The following is a 16,315-nucleotide window of genomic DNA, read 5'->3' on the forward strand; positions in this document are numbered from 1 at the left end:
CCGGTTCAGCGGCGGAGGGCCTCCGCCGGGGGGATTCGGGACGCGCGCCAGGCTGGGTAGAGGCCGGCCAGGAGGCCCGTGGCCAGGCCCAGGGCGGGGGCGCTCGCCACCGTGAGGGGGTCGATGACCGGCGTCCATTCCCGTACGGCCGCCACGGCGACGACCGTGGCGGTGCCCAGGGACGTGCCGACCAGGCCACCGAGGAGGCCGAGCAGCGTCGATTCGGCGAGGAACTGCGCGGTGATGTGGCTGCCGCGCGCCCCCAGGGCGCGGCGCAGGCCGATCTCCCCGGTGCGTTCCATAACGGCCACCAGCGTGGTGTTGGCGATGCCGACGGTGCCGATGATCAGACAGACCCCGGCCAGCAGCAGGAAGAGCTGGCTCAGGTCGTCGCCGACCCCCGAGCGCAGCGTCCTGGGGTCGGGCGGCGGGAGCGCCTTGAAGTACTCGGGGTGTTCCGGCCGCAGGGCGACGGGCGCCTCCGCGGCGATCTGGCCCGCGGCGCCGAGCCGGGTGGCGACGAGCATCTTGGCGCGCTCGTCGCCCGGCGGCCCCCACACGTGTTCCGCGGTGGAGCGCGGGACGAGGACGGACATCAGCAGCTCGGGCTTGCGGTCGACGTCGTCCAGGATGCCGATCACGGTGAACGGGACGTCGCCGACGAAGACGGCGGGCTGGGTGCGCAGGGTGGTGATGCCCAGCCGGGCGGCCGTGGCGGAGCCGATCACCGCCACCTGCTCGCGGTGGCCGTCGTGGTACGCGTCGTAGGCCCGGCCCTGGGAGAAGCGGGGCCCGGCCGCCCGGAGCGCGCCGGGGGACGCGGCCATCACCTGGGCCCGCTCACCGGCTCCGGCGCCGGCCAGGGGCGCCGAGCGCACGGTCTGCTCGGCGCCGAGCCGGACCCTCCAGAACACCCCTGCCGCGGTCACGCCGTTGAGCCGGCCGATGCGCCGGTCCGCGTCCTGGGGGAAGGCCAGCGGCACCCGGGCCGCGTCGGAGCCGCCGGTGTCCTCCACCGCGACCTCCGTCGCGGTGAGTTCATTGAAGCGGGCGTCGATCTGCGAGGCCGCCGTGCCGGTGAGGCCGAGCACGGCGATGAACGAGCCGACGCCCAGGACGGTGCCCAGCGCCGTCAGCGCGGACCGCGCCGGGCGCTGCAGCACACCGGCCAGCGCCTCGGCCCCCAGATCGCGCGCGGACAGCGACGAGCGGCGGACGTCGCCGGGGCGGGCCCGGCGCAGCGGCGGCCTCCACCGCGGTACGCGCTTCACGACGCCGCCCCGGTGCGGGGCGTTTCGCGCAGGACCCCGTCGCGGATGGTCACGGTGCGCCCGCCCCGGGCGGCGACCTGCGCGTCGTGGGTGATGACCACGAGGGTCATGCCGTCGCGGTGGAGCGCGTCGAGGAGGTCGAGGACCGAGGCGGCCGTCCGGGAGTCGAGGTTGCCCGTGGGCTCGTCGCACAGCAGCAGCGAGGGGTCGGCGGCCAGCGCCCGGGCGATGGCCACGCGCTGCCGCTCACCGCCCGACAGGCGGGTGGGCAGCGACTCGACGCGGTGGCCCAGGCCCACGCGGCGCAGCGCCTCCTCGGCACGGGCCCGGCGGACCCGGCGCGGGGTGCTCTGGTAGACCATCGCCAGCTCCACGTTCTCGCAGGCGCTGCGGTGCGGCAGGAGGTGGAAGGCCTGGAAGACGAACCCGATGCGGGTGCCGCGCAGGCCCGTGCGCCGGGCGTCCTTGATCTCGCCGGTGTCGATGCCGTCCAGGAGGTAGCGGCCCGTCGTGGGGGCGTCCAGGAGGCCCGCGATGTTCAGGAAGGTCGACTTGCCCGAGCCGGACGGGCCGACGACCGTGACGTAGTCGCCGCGCTCGATGCGCAGGTCGCAGGGCTTGAGCGCGTCGACCGGAGGCGGGCCGGGGTAGCGCAGGCCCACCTCGCGGAACTCGACGACGGGGACGGGAGGGCGCTCGGTCGCGGGGTCGGTCGCCGCGGGGCTGGTCGCTGTGGGGTCGGTCGCCGTGGGGCTGGTCACCGTAGGGCCGGTCACCGCGGGGTCGGTCACTGCGGGGCCGGTCGCTGCGGGGCCGGTCGCTGCGGGGCCGGTCGCCGTGGGGCCGGTCATCGCTGGGCCTTCCGCGCGCCGGGCCGGGTCTCCACGCCGACGACGACCTGTTCGCCCGCGGTGAGGCGGCCGCCGCCGACCGGGGCGACCTCCACGTAGCCGTCGCCGGACATGCCGACGCGCACCTCGACACGCCGCCGCTGCCCCCGGTCCTCCGCCACCGTGACGGTGGTGCGGCCGTCCGCGCCGGCCGAGATCGCCGACGAGGGGACGGACAGCACCTCGCCCCGGGAGGAGCCGGCCGTGATCGTCAGCCGTACCTCCTGGCCCGCGAGCTCCGCCGGGAGCGGCTTGTCGGGCTTGACCTCGACGGTGAAGCCCGCCGCGGACGGCGCCTGACCGCTGCCCTTGTCCTTCTCGGCCGCGGGGGCCTTGGCGACGGCGGCGACCGTACCGGTGGCCTGCCCTCCCGTGGTCTCGGAGAGGATCTCCACCTTCTGGCCGGGGCGTACCAGGCCGCGCTCGTGCGGGGCGAGGGAGCCGCTGACCAGCAGTTCGCCGGCGGAGAGGGTCATGAGCCTGTCGCCGGCGTTCGCACCGACCTTGGCGGTGACCGACTCAGCCCGGGCGGGCGTGGACGTCAGGAACACCACCTCCGACAGCGGCACCATCGGACCGGTCGGCGCCGCGGCCGTCTTGGCGCCGGACTTCTCCGCCGCCTTGTCCGCCGTTTTCTCCGGCGCCTTCTCCGGCGGAGCCTCGTCCGCCCGGCCCGTGGTCACCGGCTGGTAGCCGATCGCCGTGTAGAAGGCCGTCACCGCCCGCTCGGTGCCCGTGCCGAAGGTCCCGGACGGGTCCGAGCCGGTCGTATGGCCGACCGACGCCAGCGCGCTCTGCAACTGCTTGACGTCCTCGCCCTTGGCGCCCGGCCGCAGGTCCCGGTAGGCCGGCAGGGCGCCCTGCAGCGCGAACACGGGCCGTCCGGAGATCTCCAGCAGCACATGGCCGAAGACGACCGGCTCACCGGCCTTCGCCTGCACCTTGGTGACCACGGCGCGCCCGGCGTCCTTGCCCGACGGGCCGGCGGAGGAGACGTCCACGCTCTGCGAGGCGGTGATCCTGCCCCGCGTCACCACCCGGTCCGCGAGGACCCGGCGCTCCGCGGCGGCCGTGAGCGTGTCCGGTGCGGGCGGGGCGGTCTCGGCCGCCACCTGGGCCGGCGACTTGATGACGGCCGCGGCGCCGACACCCCCGAGGGTGACCAGGACCGCGCCGGCGGCGACGGCGGTCACCACCCGGCGCCGGCGCTTCAGCCCCGCGTCCGGCGCGCCCGCCGCCGGCTGCTCCTCCCGCGCGGCCACCTCAGGTTCCGGCGTGTCCCCGCTCATCGCGACGTCCTGGCTCACCGGGTGCCGGCGAGGACGTTCGCCGCGTTCCTGACGGCCGCGTCGAGGGCCTTGCGAGCCTCGTCCAGCTCCTCGGCGTGCTTGTCGATGTCCGTGTCCTGCAGCTTGACCTCGGCGTCGAACCACGCCTTGGCGACGTTGAAGCGGCCGCGGCAGGCGAGGTCGGCCGCCGCCGTGGAGATCTCCAGGTCGGAGGGTTCGGCGGTCTTGAAACGGGGGTCGTCGACGGTGTCGAGCGGTTCCTTGTAGGAGTAGCCGCTCTCCTTCATGCACGCCGACCACTTGCCGAACACCTCGGCCACGGCGGGGTCCTTCTGCGCACGCCGGTACGCGTCGTGGCTGATGTCCTGCGCGGTCCGCGAGTACACGGCGTCGGGGCTCGCGACGCGCTGAACGGCCTTGCCCGAACAGCCGCCCTTCGGAACGGCCTTCCCGCCCATCTCGTCGACCGTGCCCTTGAGCGCCTTCTCCTCGGCCTGCGAACCGGCGTCGCCCCTGACGGCACCCTGCTTCATGACGGTGTCGTAGGCGGCCTGTTCGGCGGCGTCCGGTTTGTAGCCCCGGCTCTTCGCCCTGGCCGCGTCGTGGAGGCCGTAACGCCAGTCGGTCAGCGTCTTGGACCCCACCTTCGGGAGTTCCGGGGCGGGGCGCCACTGGAATCCGAATTCCTTCATGCAATCGGCGATGACGGCATTGCGCGCCCGGCCGATCTGCTTTTCCTCCTCATCGGTCGGCAGATATGCCTCGATGGGAAGCGTCCACGTCGCCGGGTCGGCTTCGTTGAAGTTCTTCGCGGGCAGCGGAGGGCGGGGCGGGCGGTCGGAACCCGCCGACGAACATCCCGCGGCGAGCAGGGCCGCCGTGATCACGGACACCGATGTCCTGGCAGCCGATATTCCTGAAGTCTTCCGCACCGTTCGCCCCCGCCGTCCTTGCCGTGCCGCTTTACAAAACGCGTGTGTTTATGTCCACTTGAAGGACGCGTTGTCGTTGTACGTCTTGTTCAGCCGGTCGAGGTGCTGGTAGGGGGCGATGGGGTCCTGGTCGCCGTACCAGCCGCTGCGCGTGTAGATGCGCGCCATGTAGCTGCCGTGGTCGTTCTCCGCCGAGGCGACGGCGTTCTTGACGCTCTTGCCCGACCCGGCCCCGCCGTAGTTGCAGAACATCATCGGGATGCCGCTCGCGTTGCCGACCGGGTGGCCGTTGCCGAAGTCGTAGATGCTGTAGCCGACGGCGCGGTGGGCGCCGTTCTGGCCGGAGTTGAACCACATGTGCAGCTTGAACTGGGAGACGCCCAGCGGCTTGCAGGACTCCGTGCTGTGGAAGTTCTCGTCCTCCTGCCAGTCGGCGTGCGCCGCGGGGGCCGCGAACAGCCCGACGGAGACAACCGCTGCCGCGGTGGACGCGATGATCTGGGCACGCCTCTTCAGGCGCCCGGTCGGCTTCATTTCCTGTGTCCTCTCATGCGGAATCGCGTACGGACATTCCCGTGTCGGAATGGCGTCGTGCGCTGGAATTCGGCGACCGGAAAGCGGAATGAAAAACCCCGCTCAAACCCTGTACCCACAGGCCCCCCAGCCCCCCTGCGACACAACTGTGAAGAAGTTGTGATCGATGATCAATCTAAGCGCCGGTTAAGGAGTTGTCCAGCGCGAAAAAACGGATTCCTGGCGTCCGCAACTGTTTTTCCAGCCAAAAGACGGTGGGCCCCGCCGTGTTGGCGGGGCCCACCGTCGTGCGTCCGCCCGAAGGCGGTACGCGGCGCGTTACTTGGTGCGTACGGGGATGGAGGTGAACGTCGGGGCCGGGGACGGGTCGACGAAGAAGTCGTTGCCCTTGTCGTCCACGACGATGAACGCCGGGAAGTCCTCGACCTCGATCTTCCAGACCGCCTCCATGCCGAGCTCCTCGTACTCGACGACCTCGACCTTCTTGATGCAGTCCTGGGCCAGGCGCGCGGCCGGGCCGCCGATCGAGCCGAGGTAGAAGCCGCCGTGCGTGCCGCAGGCGTCGGTGACCTGCTTGCTGCGGTTGCCCTTGGCGAGCATGACCTTGGAGCCGCCCGCGGCCTGGAACTGCTCGACGTAGGAGTCCATGCGGCCGGCCGTCGTGGGGCCGAAGGAGCCGGAGGCGTAGCCCTCGGGGGTCTTGGCGGGGCCCGCGTAGTAGACCGGGTGGTCCTTGAGGTACTGCGGCATCTCCTCGCCCGCGTCCAGCCGCTCCTTGATCTTCGCGTGGGCGATGTCGCGGGCGACGACCAGCGGGCCGGTCAGCGAAAGGCGGGTCTTGACCGGGTACTTGGTGAGCTCGGCGAGGACCTCGTCCATGGGGCGGTTGAGGTCGATCTTGACGACCTCGTTGTCGTCCAGGTGCTCGTCGGTGGTCTCCGGCAGGAAGCGCGCCGGGTCCGTCTCGAGCTGCTCCAGGAAGACGCCCTCGGCGGTGATCTTCGCGACGGCCTGGCGGTCGGCGGAGCAGGAGACGGCGATGGCGACGGGCAGCGATGCGCCGTGACGCGGGAGCCGGACCACGCGGACGTCGTGGCAGAAGTACTTGCCGCCGAACTGGGCGCCGATGCCGATCTTCTGCGTCAGCTCGAAGACCTTCTCCTCCAGCTCCTTGTCACGGAAGCCGTGACCGGTGGGGGAGCCCTCGGCGGGCAGCTCGTCGAGGTAGTGCGCGGAGGCGTACTTCGCGGTCTTGAGCGCGAACTCCGCGGACGTGCCGCCGACGACGATCGCCAGGTGGTACGGCGGGCACGCGGCGGTGCCCAGGGAGCGGATCTTCTCCTCCAGGAACTTCATCATGGAGGCCTCGTTGAGGACCGCCTTCGTCTCCTGGAAGAGGAAGGACTTGTTGGCCGAGCCGCCGCCCTTGGCCATGAAGAGGAACTTGTACGCGCCGCCGTCGGTCGCGTACAGCTCGATCTGCGCGGGCAGGTTGGAGCCGGTGTTCTTCTCGTCCCACATGGTCAGCGGGGCCATCTGCGAGTAGCGCAGGTTGAGCTCGGTGTACGCGTCGAAGATGCCGTGCGAGAGCGCCTTCTCGTCGCCGCCCTCGGTGAGGACGTTCTGGCCGCGCTTGCCCATGACGATCGCCGTGCCGGTGTCCTGGCACATCGGCAGCACGCCGGCGGCGGCGATGTTGGCGTTCTTCAGCAGGTCCAGGGCGACGAAGCGGTCGTTGGCGGACGCCTCGGGGTCGTCGAGGATCTTCCGCAGCTGGGCCAGGTGCGCCGGGCGCAGGTAGTGCGAGATGTCGTGCATCGCCTCTGCGGCCAGCTTCCGCAGCGCCTCGGGCTCCACCTTCAGGAAGGTGCGGCCGTCGGCCTCGAAGGTGGACACGCCCTCGGAGGTGACCAGACGGTACGGAGTGTCGTCCTCGCCCAGGGGCAGGAGGTCCGTGTAGGCGAACTCTGAGCGGGCGGACTGGGCAGACATCGCGACGTTTCCCTCACTCTGCGGATGGTGTTGCCGGCTTCCTCGGCGGCGTCAACCAGGGTAGGCCGCCCCGCGGCCGGTGAGTTTGTGAGGTAAGGCTCAGTACGTGACCGGCGCGTCCGACCACTATCGCGATCTATCGCGTTTGGCTACGCTGCTTCCGTGGACGCCGTGGACAAGCCATCACCCGAAGACCGTGTATCGCTGACCAAGGCCGCAGGGCCGGCCGCAGGGCCCGCCCTGCGCGCCTCGGACGCCGACCGCGACCGCACCGCCGACATCCTGCGCGAGGCGCTGGCCGAGGGGCGGCTCACCGCCGAGGAGCACGCCGAGCGGATCGGCGCGGTCTACGAGGCCAGGACGCACGGCGAGCTGGAGCCGCTGGTGCGCGATCTGCCCACGGGGCGGTCGATACCCTCCGGGCCGGCCTCCGTGCGCCCGTACGACGCTTCCGTGCGCCCCGCCGTGCACGCGCCCGAGAACCTGATCGCGGTCTTCGGCGGGGCCGCCCGCAAGGGGCGCTGGCGGGTGCGGCCGCGCACCAATGCGTTCGCCCTGTTCGGCGGGGTGGAGATCGACCTGACCGAGGCCGTCTTCGAGCAGCAGGAAGTCGTCATCTACGCCTGCGCCGCCTTCGGCGGCATCGAGATCAAACTCCCCGAGAACATCTCCGTACGCTGCACCGGAACCGGAATCTTCGGCGGCTTCGACGTGAAGACCGGCGAGGACGCGGACCCCGACGCCCCGGTCGTGGTGGTCACCGGCTTCGCCCTCTTCGGCGGCGTCGAGGCGCGGCGGCGACGCGGCAAGCGGCTGAAGAACCTGCGGGCCGCCAACTGACCGTGACCCGACGGCAACCGACCGCATTCCACTCATGGCAACGGTGTGAATAAGCTCGCGCACAGCGGGTAAAGCTTGGTGCATCGTCTCTCGTACGGCTGCGGGTGCGAATGGCCGTGCACGTCGAGGCGGGCAAAGGTGACTCAATCGGCCAAGCAAAGCCGTCGTCAGGAGTGGACCGTGCTGCTACCGCATCAGCCCCTGCAGGAAGCCGCCGTACCGTCCCAGCGGATTTCCGCTCGGGAACAGGCCGGCCCCTGGCATTCGGAGGCGGTGTGCCGCCGGGATGAAGCCGGGCTCTTCTTCGCACCATCAAAGGAACCGACGGCCGCCCGCCTTTCGCGCGAGGAGGCCGCCAAACGCGTCTGCGCCCGTTGCCCCGTCATGGTCGAGTGCCGCGAGCACGCCTTGCTCCAGCCCGAGCCGTACGGGGTCTGGGGCGGGCTCACCGCCGCCGAGCGCCGGGTCGTGCTGGCCCGCCGCCGGCGCCGCGAGGCGGAGCTGCAGCGTGCCACGCGCATCGCCGCCGCGGGCTGAGTCCCCGCGGTTCGTCGACCACGGTCGCCACCGCTTACCAACGGGCCGGGCCCCGCCGTCATACGGCGGGGCCCGGCCCGTTTCCTACGCCTGTGGCGCCCGCGGTGTGCGCCGGCGTCAGCTGGGGCGCTCGAAGTCGACCGAGCTGTAGGCGCGCAGCTTGGACAGCCGGTGCTCGGAGTCGATCAGACGGATCGTGCCCGACTTGGAGCGCATGACCAGCGACTGCGTGGTGGCCGTCTCGCCCCGGTAGCGCACTCCGCGCAGCAGCTCGCCGTCGGTGATGCCGGTCGCCACGAAGAACACGTTCTCGCCGCTGACCAGGTCCTCGGTGTGCAGGACGCGGCCGAGCTCGTGGCCGGCGTCGAGGGCGCGCTGCCGCTCCTCGTCGTCCTTCGGCCACAGCTTGGCCTGGATGGTGCCGCCGAGGCACTTCATCGCGCAGGCCGCGATGATGCCCTCGGGCGTACCGCCGATGCCCAGCAGCAGGTCCACGCCAGTGCCCTCGCGGGCGGCCATGATGGCGCCCGCCACATCGCCGTCGGAGATGAACTTGATGCGGGCGCCCGCCTCGCGGATGTCCTTGACGAGGCCGTCGTGACGGGGGCGGTCCAGGACGACGACCGTGACGTCCTCGACGGAGGAACGCTTCGCCTTCGCGATGCGGCGGATGTTCACGCCCACGGGCGCGTCGATGTCGACGAAGTCGGCCGCCTCGGGGCCGGTGACCAGCTTGTCCATGTAGAACACGGCGGACGGGTCGAACATGGAGCCGCGCTCGGCGACGGCCATCACGGACACGGCGTTCGCCATGCCCTTGGCGGTCAGCGTGGTGCCGTCCACGGGGTCCACGGCGACGTCGCACTCCGCGCCGGTCCCGTCGCCCACGCGCTCACCGTTGTAGAGCATGGGGGCGTTGTCCTTCTCGCCCTCGCCGATGACGACGACACCGTTCATCGACACGGTGTGGATCAGCGCGCGCATGGCCCGCACGGCCGCGCCGTCGGCGCCGTTCTTGTCGCCACGGCCCACCCAGCGGCCCGACGCCATGGCGCCCGCCTCGGTGACCCGGACGAGCTCCAGCGCCAGGTTGCGGTCGGGCGCCTCCGGGCTGACCTCGAGCTGGGACGGCAAGTGATGGTCGCTCATCGCGGGCGCACCTTTCTGTACGGCTACGGCCGTGGGGCCCCTCCTTCCCCGGGTGGGCCAGGAGGGTGAGGGTGCTCATGACTTTATCGGTTCATTGCCAAGGTGAGCAGGGCGCCCCACGCATGAGCGGCGTCAAGGTGGGTGCTCCCCGCTCCGTCGTCGCCCCGTCGTCATGATCCATCGGGGCATGGGGGACGATGGGGGCGTGGCAGGTAGGAACGGCAAGACGCAGACGATTCGGAACATGCTGCTGTCGATGGCGGTGGTCATCCCCGTCGCGGGGCTGAGTTACCTCTTCATCCCGCACGACGAGAGCAGGGATCCGATCCAGACGGTGAACTACCGGGTGGAGCTGGACACGGCCCGGCGCGCGGCGCCGTACGCGGTGGCAGCTCCCGAGGGGCTCGGCGACGGCTGGCGCGCGACCTCGGTCTCGTACAAGGCGAGCGGCAAGGAGGGCTCCCAGTGGCACCTGGGCTTCCTCGACCCGCAGACGCAGTACGTGGCGGTCGAGCAGAGCGACGGCCCGTCCCGCCCCTTCGTCGACGACGTCAGCAGGCGCGCGGAGAAGACCGGGAAGACCGAGCAGGTGGCCGGCGCCACCTGGCAGCGCTACGAGGGCCCGAAGTACAACGCCCTGGTGCGTGAGGAGAACGGCGTGACGACCGTGGTCACCGGGACCGCGTCGGACGACCGGCTCAAGGAAATGGCCGCCGCGCTCAAGGCCACGAAGGCGAACGCCGGGAAGGCGAACACCCCGGGCTGAGCGGCGGCGGCCGGCGCCTGTCCTTCGGGGGGAAGAGCGGACAGGCGGGTCTGCCGCCCCGGGGGGACAGGGCGGCAGACTGGTCTGGCGGCAGACGGGTCGAGCGTCAGACCGTCGTGACGGCCTGGTCGTAGGACAGGCGCGGCGAGCGCGGGTAGAAGGCGTCCTCGCCCGGCTTGCCGATGTTGATGACCATCAGCGGGGTGTGGTCGTCGTCCAGGAACTCCTTCTGCACGCCCGCGAAGTCGAAGCCGGTCATCGGGCCGGCGGCCAGGCCGGCGGCGCGGATGCCGAGGATGAAGTAGCCGGCCTGCAGCGTGGCGTTGACCAGCGCGGCCTGCTCGCGGACCGGGCGCTCGCTGAAGAACAGCTCCTTGGCCTGCGGGAAGTGCGGGAGCAGCGCCGGCAGCTCCTCGTGGAACTCGTTGTCCGCGGCGAGGATGGCGACCAGCGGCGCGGTGCGCGTCTTGGCCTGGTTGCCGTCGGCCATGTGGGAGACCAGACGCTCGCGGGCCTCCGCCGAACGGACCAGCACGACGCGCAGCGGCGACTGGTTGAAGGCGGTCGGGGCGAGCTTGATCAGGTCGTAGATCGCCTGGACCTGCTCGTCGGAGACGGGCTCGTCGGTGAAGGTGTTGGCCGTGTGGGCCTCACGGAAGAGAAGGTCCTGGGCAGCGGTGTCAAGAGCGAGAGTCATGACGTCACTGTAGGGCGAGAATGGATTAACTTTCAACTAAATCGGGGGTGCGTGAGACGGACCTCACGTCGTGTCGTTTTCTACCGGTTCGCGGCGTCGGAGCGTTCGTCGCCCCGCTGGTCGCTCTCCTCCTCCGCCAGCGCCGCGTCCAGCCGGGCCCTGGCGCCGTCCAGCCAGCGGCGGCACACCTTGGCCAGCTCCTCGCCCCGCTCCCACAGGGCCAGCGACTCCTCGAGCGTCGTGCCCCCGGCCTCCAGCCGGCGCACCACGTCGATCAGCTCGTCCCGCGCCTGCTCGTAGCCCAGCGCATCCGCCGCGTCCGCGTCCGTTGTCGTCGTCGCCATGGCGCACAGCCTAGGCGGGCGGTGTGACAACGGCCCGTACCGCGAACTCGCCTTCCGCGACGCGCGCCCGCAGCTCCTCGTCCGCCACGACCTCGTCCGCCGCCCGCACCACGGAGCCGTCCGCGTGCTGCAGGACCGCGTAGCCACGGCGCAGCGTCGCCGCCGGGGACAGCGCGACCACGCGCGCGTGGGTGTGGGTCAGCTCGGACGCCGCCCGGTCCAGCAGATGGCCCAGCGTGCGGCGGCCCCGGGCCGCCAGCGCGTCGATCTGCTCCGCGCGCTCGTCCACCATCCGGTGCGGCTGCTCCATGCACGGGCGCGCCCGTGCCGCGGCCAGGCCGCGCTCCTCGCGGTCCAGATGGGCGGTCACGCAGCGCAGCGCGCGCTCGCGGAGGTGGCGTACGCGGGTGAGCTCCTCGCCCACGTCCGGGACGACGCGCTTCGCGGCGTCGGTGGGGGTGGACGCGCGCAGGTCGGCGACCAGGTCGAGGAGGGGGGTGTCCGGCTCGTGGCCGATCGCCGACACGACGGGTGTGCGGCAGGCGGCCACCGTGCGGACGAGCTCCTCGTCGGAGAACGGCAGCAGGTCCTCGACGCTGCCGCCGCCGCGTGCCACGACGATGACGTCGACCTCGGGGTGGGCGTCCAGCTCCTTGACCGCCGCCACGACGGACGGCACCGCGTGGACGCCCTGCACGGGGACGTTGCGGACCTCGAAGCGGACGGCGGGCCAGCGGTGCCGGGCGTTCTCCAGCACGTCGCGCTCGGCGGCGGAGGCGCGGCCGCAGACCAGGCCGATGAGCTGGGGGAGGAACGGGAGCGCGCGCTTGCGCTCGGCGGAGAAGAGGCCCTCGGCGGCGAGCGACTTCTTGAGCTGCTCGAGACGGGCGAGCAGCTCGCCCACGCCCACCGGGCGGATCTCGGCCGCGCGGAGCGAGAGCTGGCCGCGGGGGGCGTACCACTCGGGCTTGGCGTGCACGACGACGCGGGCGCCCTCGGAGACGACGTCGGCTACGCGGTCGAAGACGGCGCGGTAGCAGGTGACGGAGAGCGAGATGTCGTGGGAGGGGTCGCGGAGGGTGAGGAACACGACGCCGGCGCCGGGGCGGCGGGAGAGCTGGGTGATCTGCCCTTCGACCCAGATGGCACCGAGGCGGTCGATCCAGCCGCCGATGAGGCGGGAGACCTGGCCCACGGGGAGCGGCGCGTCGGGGGTCGAGTTGGCAGCCATGGGGGCGAGCGTAGCGGTGAGCGTTTGTGGGCAATCGTTCCGCGGGGCGGAACGGGTGGGCACAAACCGACCACCGGGCCGCACCGAATCGGTCACCACCGTCACGGCGCCTGGGCACGGAGGCGTTGCCCCGTCAGTACCAGCAGGCCCGCGGTCAGCCAGACGGCGCCCACGATCTGCGCCGCCGTCGACGCCTCGACGATCACGGCCACCACAACGGCCAGCCCCAGCAGCGGCACAACCACATGCCGCACCACCCCCACCCGCTCCCCCCGCTCCCGCCCCCGCACCCCGAACCACCCGATCACCGACAGATGCAGCAGCCCGAACGCACACAGCGCCCCCACGTCCACCACCGACACCAGCCGGTCCAGGCCGTCGTCCCGGCGGGCCGCCCATACCGCCGCCACCAGCGTCACCGCCGCCGCCCCCAGCAGGGCCGGGCGCGGCACGCCGGAGCCGCGGTCCACCTTCGCCAGCAGGACCGGCAGCCGGCGGTCGCGGGCCATCGCGAAGAGCAGGCGGCCCGCGGCCGCCTGGCCGGCCAGGGCCGCGAAGGCCGCGCCGATCGCCTTGCTGGCCGCCACCAGGTCGTGCAGCCACGGACCCGTCGCCGAGTCGACCGTGTCGTAGAAGGCCGGGCCCTGGCCCGCCGGCCTCGCCGCCAGCTCCGCCGGGGACATCGGGGCGAGGAGCGCCGCCAGGTAGGCCTGGAGGACGAAGAGGACGCCCGCCGCCGCCAGGCACGTCACGACCGCGCGCGCCACCTTCTCCGAGCCGCCCGCCGCCTCCTCCGCGAAGGAGGCGATCGCGTCGAACCCCAGGTACGACAGCACCGCCACCGACACCGCCCCCACCACCGCCGCCAGGTCGAAGGCGCCCTCCCCGGTCAGCGGAGACAGCCACCCGCGCCGCGCCCCGTCCTGGGCGAGCGCGACGGCCGCCGCGACCACGAAGACCAGCAGCACGGCGATCTCCATGGCCAGCACCAGGAAGCCCACCAGCGCGGCCGCCCGTACGCCCGACAGGTTCAGGCCCGTCGTCACGAGCACCGCGATCGCCGTCCACACCCACTCGGGCACCGACGGCACCAGCGCGTGCATCGCGATGCCGGAGAAGAGGTACGCGACCGCCGGGATCAGCAGATAGTCCAGCATCGCCATCCAGCCCGCGACGAAGCCCGCCCCCTCGCCGAGGCCCACACGCGCGTACGTGTAGACCGAGCCCGCGCGAGGGGCCACGCGCACCATCTGCGCGTACGAGTAGGCCGTGAAGGCCATCGCCACCGTCGCCACCACGTAGACCAGCGCCACCGCCCCGTGCGACTTCGCGTCGAGCGTGCCGAAGACGCCCACCGGGGCCATGGGGGCGATGAACAGCAGGCCGTAGACGACCAGGTCGCGGAAGGTGAGGGTGCGACGGAGGGTGCCGTTGCCGCCGACCGGGGGTGGTGTGGGCATGGGGCCAGTATTCGGGGGCCGCACCGGGCGGTGGCCGGGCCACGCCGGTGCGGCCGGGCCCTTACGATGGACGGCATGACTGCTACGCCCGCCCGTAAGGTCCTGCTCGCCGCCCCTCGTGGCTACTGCGCGGGCGTGGACCGTGCCGTGATCGCCGTCGAGAAGGCGCTCGAGCAGTACGGCGCTCCCGTCTACGTACGGCACGAGATCGTCCACAACAAGTACGTGGTCAAGACGCTGGAGAAGAAGGGCGCGATCTTCGTCGACCGGACGGAGGAGGTGCCCGAGGGCAACATCGTCATGTTCTCCGCCCACGGCGTCGCCCCGGTCGTCCACGAAGAGGCGCGGCGGGGCAAGCTCGCGACGATCGACGCCACGTGCCCCCTGGTGACCAAGGTGCACAAGGAAGCCGTCCGCTTCGCCAAGGAGGACTACGACATCCTCCTGATCGGCCACGAGGGCCACGAAGAGGTCATCGGCACCAGCGGCGAGGCGCCCGACCACATCACCATCGTCGACGGCCCGGACGACGTCGCCAAGGTCGAGGTCCGCGACGAGGACAAGGTCGTGTGGCTGTCGCAGACCACGCTGTCCGTCGACGAGACGATGGAGACCGTCGACGCCCTCAAGGGCCGCTTCCCGAACCTGCTGTCCCCGCCCAGCGACGACATCTGCTACGCCACGCAGAACCGTCAGATCGCCGTCAAGCAGATGGGCGCCGAGGCCGACCTCGTCATCGTCGTCGGCTCCAAGAACTCCTCGAACTCCGTCCGCCTCGTCGAGGTGGCCCTGGGCGCCGGCGCCCGCACCTCGTACCTCGTCGACTACGCCGAGGAGATCGACGAGGCCTGGCTGGAGGGCGTGTCCACCGTCGGTGTGACCTCGGGCGCCTCGGTGCCGGAGATCCTCGTCGAGGGCGTGCTGGAGTGGCTGGCGCAGCGCGGCTTCGAGGACGTCGAGCTGGTCAAGGCCGCCGAGGAGTCGATCACCTTCTCGCTGCCCAAGGAGCTCCGCCGCGACCTGCGGGCCGAGGCCGCCGGGCTCGCCGGTACGTCGTCCGAGGGATGACGCGATCCGAGGGGTGACGGCCGCGCTCAGCCCGTAGCGTGGCGGTATGAACGTATTCGGCGTGGACATCGGCGGATCGGGCATCAAGGGCGCTCCGGTGGACCTGGAGCGCGGCGAGATCGCGCAGGAGCGCTTCAAGGTGCTCACCCCGCATCCCGCCACCCCGGACGCGGTCGCCGACTGCGTCCGGCAGGTGGTCGAGCACTTCGGCCGGCCGTCCGGGCCGGTCGGGGCGACCTTCCCCGGCGTGGTCGTCGGGGGAACGACCCGTACGGCCGCCAATGTCGACAAGGGCTGGATCGGCCAGGACGCCGCCGCGCTGATCGGCGGGCGCATCGGCGCGCCGGTGACCGTGCTCAACGACGCGGACGCCGCCGGGCTGGCCGAGATGACCTTCGGCGCCGGCCGGGGCCGTACGGGCACGGTGATCGTGCTGACCCTCGGCACGGGCATCGGCAGCGCGGTCTTCACCGGCGGCCGGCTGGTGCCCAACACCGAGCTGGGCCATCTGGAGCTGCAGGGCCACGACGCGGAGCGGCGCGCCTCCACCCGGGCCAAGGAGAACGAGGACCTCAGCTGGAGCCGCTGGGCCAAACGGGTCGGGCGGTACCTGGCCCATGTGGAGATGCTCTTCTCGCCCGAGCTGTTCGTGATCGGCGGCGGCGTCAGCCGGAAGGCGGAGAAGTTCCTGCCGCTGATCGAGGGCGTCAGCGCCGAAATCGTCCCCGCTCAGCTGGAGAACAACGCGGGGATCGTGGGGGCCGCGATGGCCGCTGCCGCAGCCGGTTCCGGGCCCGTCGCCGCGACCTGATCAGCATGATCCTGCGGACGAGGGCGATCAGCGCGGACAGCAGCGTGCCCGCGTAGAGCCATCCGGCGTTCAGCGACAGCAGTGTGATCAGGCTCATCACCCGGCCGCCGAAGCCGCCCGTGCCGTCGCTGAGCGGCACCGTGCCCACCGCGAAGGCGATGGGCACGCTCACGGGCGCGGTCATCAGCTCGGCCGGGCGCACCCACAGCGCGCAGGCGGCGCTGCCGAGCAGGAAGAACACCCCGTACACCCTGGCGTTGCCGCCCACCAGCGTGGCGTCCAGATAGCCGACCGAGAGCATGGCCAGGGCGGTGAGCAGCCCGCTGCCCAGGCCGGTCAGGCGGGCCGCCGGCAGGCGGCGGAGCGGCGGCTCCAGGCGGCCGGGGCGCGGCCGCCGGAAGGCGCTCCCCTCGCGCTGCCCGACGGGCGCGGCGGGACGGGGCACGGGGGACCCACGGCGGACCTTGCGCTGCGGCATACGCGTGCTGGGTTGCTCCACCCGAC

17 protein-coding genes are annotated in these 16,315 nt (G+C 72.1%); 5 read left to right on the forward strand and 12 right to left on the reverse strand.

What is annotated here, in order from left to right; genetic code table 11:
• Positions 1-5: 5 nt before the first annotated feature.
• The 6 genes from AB0G59_RS00545 to AB0G59_RS00570 form a co-directional block, all read right to left on the reverse strand.
• Positions 6-1,241 (reverse strand): ABC transporter permease, encoded by a 1,236-nt coding sequence (locus tag AB0G59_RS00545; protein ID WP_360907525.1) that lies wholly within the window; start codon positions 1,239-1,241, stop codon positions 6-8.
• Positions 1,242-1,267: 26 nt separating this feature from the next.
• Positions 1,268-2,122, reverse strand: coding sequence for an ATP-binding cassette domain-containing protein (locus AB0G59_RS00550; protein ID WP_360906526.1), 855 nt, complete (start codon positions 2,120-2,122; stop codon positions 1,268-1,270).
• Positions 2,119-3,450, reverse strand: coding sequence for a peptidoglycan-binding protein (locus AB0G59_RS00555; RefSeq protein ID WP_360906528.1), 1,332 nt, complete (start codon positions 3,448-3,450; stop codon positions 2,119-2,121). The genes AB0G59_RS00550 and AB0G59_RS00555 overlap by 4 nt, the downstream gene beginning before the upstream one ends.
• A 14-nt stretch (positions 3,451-3,464) precedes the next feature.
• Positions 3,465-4,343, reverse strand: coding sequence for a hypothetical protein (locus AB0G59_RS00560; protein WP_360906530.1), 879 nt, complete (start codon positions 4,341-4,343; stop codon positions 3,465-3,467).
• Between the two features lie 87 nt (positions 4,344-4,430).
• On the reverse strand, positions 4,431-4,916 hold the full coding sequence (locus tag AB0G59_RS00565) for a hypothetical protein (protein ID WP_360906532.1): 486 nt from the start codon (positions 4,914-4,916) through the stop codon (positions 4,431-4,433).
• Between the two features lie 318 nt (positions 4,917-5,234).
• On the reverse strand, positions 5,235-6,908 hold the full coding sequence (locus AB0G59_RS00570) for a fumarate hydratase (RefSeq protein ID WP_071965613.1): 1,674 nt from the start codon (positions 6,906-6,908) through the stop codon (positions 5,235-5,237).
• Positions 6,909-7,079: 171 nt separating this feature from the next.
• Between AB0G59_RS00570 and AB0G59_RS00575 the strand changes: the two genes are divergently transcribed.
• Positions 7,080-7,748: a DUF1707 domain-containing protein gene (locus tag AB0G59_RS00575; protein WP_360907527.1), complete on the forward strand. Its 669-nt coding sequence runs from the start codon at positions 7,080-7,082 to the stop codon at positions 7,746-7,748.
• A gap of 180 nt (positions 7,749-7,928) precedes the next feature.
• Positions 7,929-8,285: a WhiB family transcriptional regulator gene (locus AB0G59_RS00580; RefSeq protein WP_045932326.1), complete on the forward strand. Its 357-nt coding sequence runs from the start codon at positions 7,929-7,931 to the stop codon at positions 8,283-8,285.
• A gap of 117 nt (positions 8,286-8,402) precedes the next feature.
• On the opposite strand, the gene glpX is transcribed toward AB0G59_RS00580, so the two are convergent.
• The gene (gene glpX / locus AB0G59_RS00585) at positions 8,403-9,434 is read right to left on the reverse strand and encodes a class II fructose-bisphosphatase (RefSeq protein ID WP_071965612.1); all 1,032 of its coding nucleotides are present in this window, start codon (positions 9,432-9,434) and stop codon (positions 8,403-8,405) included.
• A gap of 205 nt (positions 9,435-9,639) precedes the next feature.
• Between glpX and AB0G59_RS00590 the strand changes: the two genes are divergently transcribed.
• Entirely contained in the window at positions 9,640-10,200 is a 561-nt protein-coding gene (locus AB0G59_RS00590; RefSeq protein ID WP_360906535.1) for a DUF4245 domain-containing protein, read from the forward strand.
• Positions 10,201-10,306: 106 nt separating this feature from the next.
• Here AB0G59_RS00590 and AB0G59_RS00595 read toward each other — a convergent pair whose 3' ends face one another.
• The 4 genes from AB0G59_RS00595 to AB0G59_RS00610 all read right to left on the reverse strand — a co-directional run bounded on the left by AB0G59_RS00595 (position 10,307) and on the right by AB0G59_RS00610 (position 13,932).
• Positions 10,307-10,897 carry a malonic semialdehyde reductase gene (locus tag AB0G59_RS00595; RefSeq protein ID WP_071965611.1) on the reverse strand — a complete coding sequence of 197 codons (591 nt, stop codon included), beginning with the start codon at positions 10,895-10,897 and terminating at the stop codon, positions 10,307-10,309.
• Positions 10,898-10,977: 80 nt separating this feature from the next.
• Positions 10,978-11,241 carry an exodeoxyribonuclease VII small subunit gene (locus AB0G59_RS00600; protein ID WP_360906537.1) on the reverse strand — a complete coding sequence of 88 codons (264 nt, stop codon included), beginning with the start codon at positions 11,239-11,241 and terminating at the stop codon, positions 10,978-10,980.
• Positions 11,242-11,251: 10 nt separating this feature from the next.
• Positions 11,252-12,472 carry an exodeoxyribonuclease VII large subunit gene (gene xseA / locus AB0G59_RS00605; protein WP_360906539.1) on the reverse strand — a complete coding sequence of 407 codons (1,221 nt, stop codon included), beginning with the start codon at positions 12,470-12,472 and terminating at the stop codon, positions 11,252-11,254.
• A gap of 101 nt (positions 12,473-12,573) precedes the next feature.
• Positions 12,574-13,932 (reverse strand): APC family permease, encoded by a 1,359-nt coding sequence (locus AB0G59_RS00610; protein ID WP_360906541.1) that lies wholly within the window; start codon positions 13,930-13,932, stop codon positions 12,574-12,576.
• A gap of 66 nt (positions 13,933-13,998) precedes the next feature.
• On the opposite strand from AB0G59_RS00610, the gene AB0G59_RS00615 reads away from it, so the two are divergent.
• Both AB0G59_RS00615 and ppgK read left to right on the forward strand, forming a co-directional pair.
• Positions 13,999-15,000, forward strand: coding sequence for a 4-hydroxy-3-methylbut-2-enyl diphosphate reductase (locus AB0G59_RS00615; RefSeq protein ID WP_360906543.1), 1,002 nt, complete (start codon positions 13,999-14,001; stop codon positions 14,998-15,000).
• A gap of 46 nt (positions 15,001-15,046) precedes the next feature.
• On the forward strand, positions 15,047-15,811 hold the full coding sequence (gene ppgK, locus AB0G59_RS00620; RefSeq protein ID WP_360906545.1) for a polyphosphate--glucose phosphotransferase: 765 nt from the start codon (positions 15,047-15,049) through the stop codon (positions 15,809-15,811).
• Here the strand turns inward: ppgK and AB0G59_RS00625 are convergent.
• Positions 15,708-16,310, reverse strand: a complete 603-nt coding sequence (locus tag AB0G59_RS00625) for a DUF6542 domain-containing protein (protein ID WP_360906547.1) — start codon at positions 16,308-16,310, stop codon at positions 15,708-15,710. The two genes, ppgK and AB0G59_RS00625, sit on opposite strands and share 104 nt — an antisense overlap.
• Positions 16,311-16,315 lie beyond the last annotated feature (5 nt).

Origin of the sequence: Streptomyces sp. NPDC021096 (genome assembly GCF_040641275.1) — a bacterium.
GTDB lineage: Bacteria > Actinomycetota > Actinomycetes > Streptomycetales > Streptomycetaceae > Streptomyces.

Coding starts and splice junctions, on each gene's coding strand:
- AB0G59_RS00550 (WP_360906526.1), bottom strand. CDS start 2,122: ATGACCGGCCCCACGGCGACCGGCCCCGCAGCGACCGGCCCCGCAGCG.
- AB0G59_RS00555 (WP_360906528.1), bottom strand. CDS start 3,450: ATGAGCGGGGACACGCCGGAACCTGAGGTGGCCGCGCGGGAGGAGCAG.
- AB0G59_RS00565 (WP_360906532.1), bottom strand. CDS start 4,916: ATGAAGCCGACCGGGCGCCTGAAGAGGCGTGCCCAGATCATCGCGTCC.
- AB0G59_RS00570 (WP_071965613.1), bottom strand. CDS start 6,908: ATGTCTGCCCAGTCCGCCCGCTCAGAGTTCGCCTACACGGACCTCCTG.
- glpX (WP_071965612.1), bottom strand. CDS start 9,434: ATGAGCGACCATCACTTGCCGTCCCAGCTCGAGGTCAGCCCGGAGGCG.
- AB0G59_RS00595 (WP_071965611.1), bottom strand. CDS start 10,897: ATGACTCTCGCTCTTGACACCGCTGCCCAGGACCTTCTCTTCCGTGAG.
- AB0G59_RS00600 (WP_360906537.1), bottom strand. CDS start 11,241: ATGGCGACGACGACAACGGACGCGGACGCGGCGGATGCGCTGGGCTAC.
- xseA (WP_360906539.1), bottom strand. CDS start 12,472: ATGGCTGCCAACTCGACCCCCGACGCGCCGCTCCCCGTGGGCCAGGTC.
- AB0G59_RS00610 (WP_360906541.1), bottom strand. CDS start 13,932: ATGCCCACACCACCCCCGGTCGGCGGCAACGGCACCCTCCGTCGCACC.
- AB0G59_RS00615 (WP_360906543.1), top strand. CDS start 13,999: ATGGACGGCATGACTGCTACGCCCGCCCGTAAGGTCCTGCTCGCCGCC.
- ppgK (WP_360906545.1), top strand. CDS start 15,047: ATGAACGTATTCGGCGTGGACATCGGCGGATCGGGCATCAAGGGCGCT.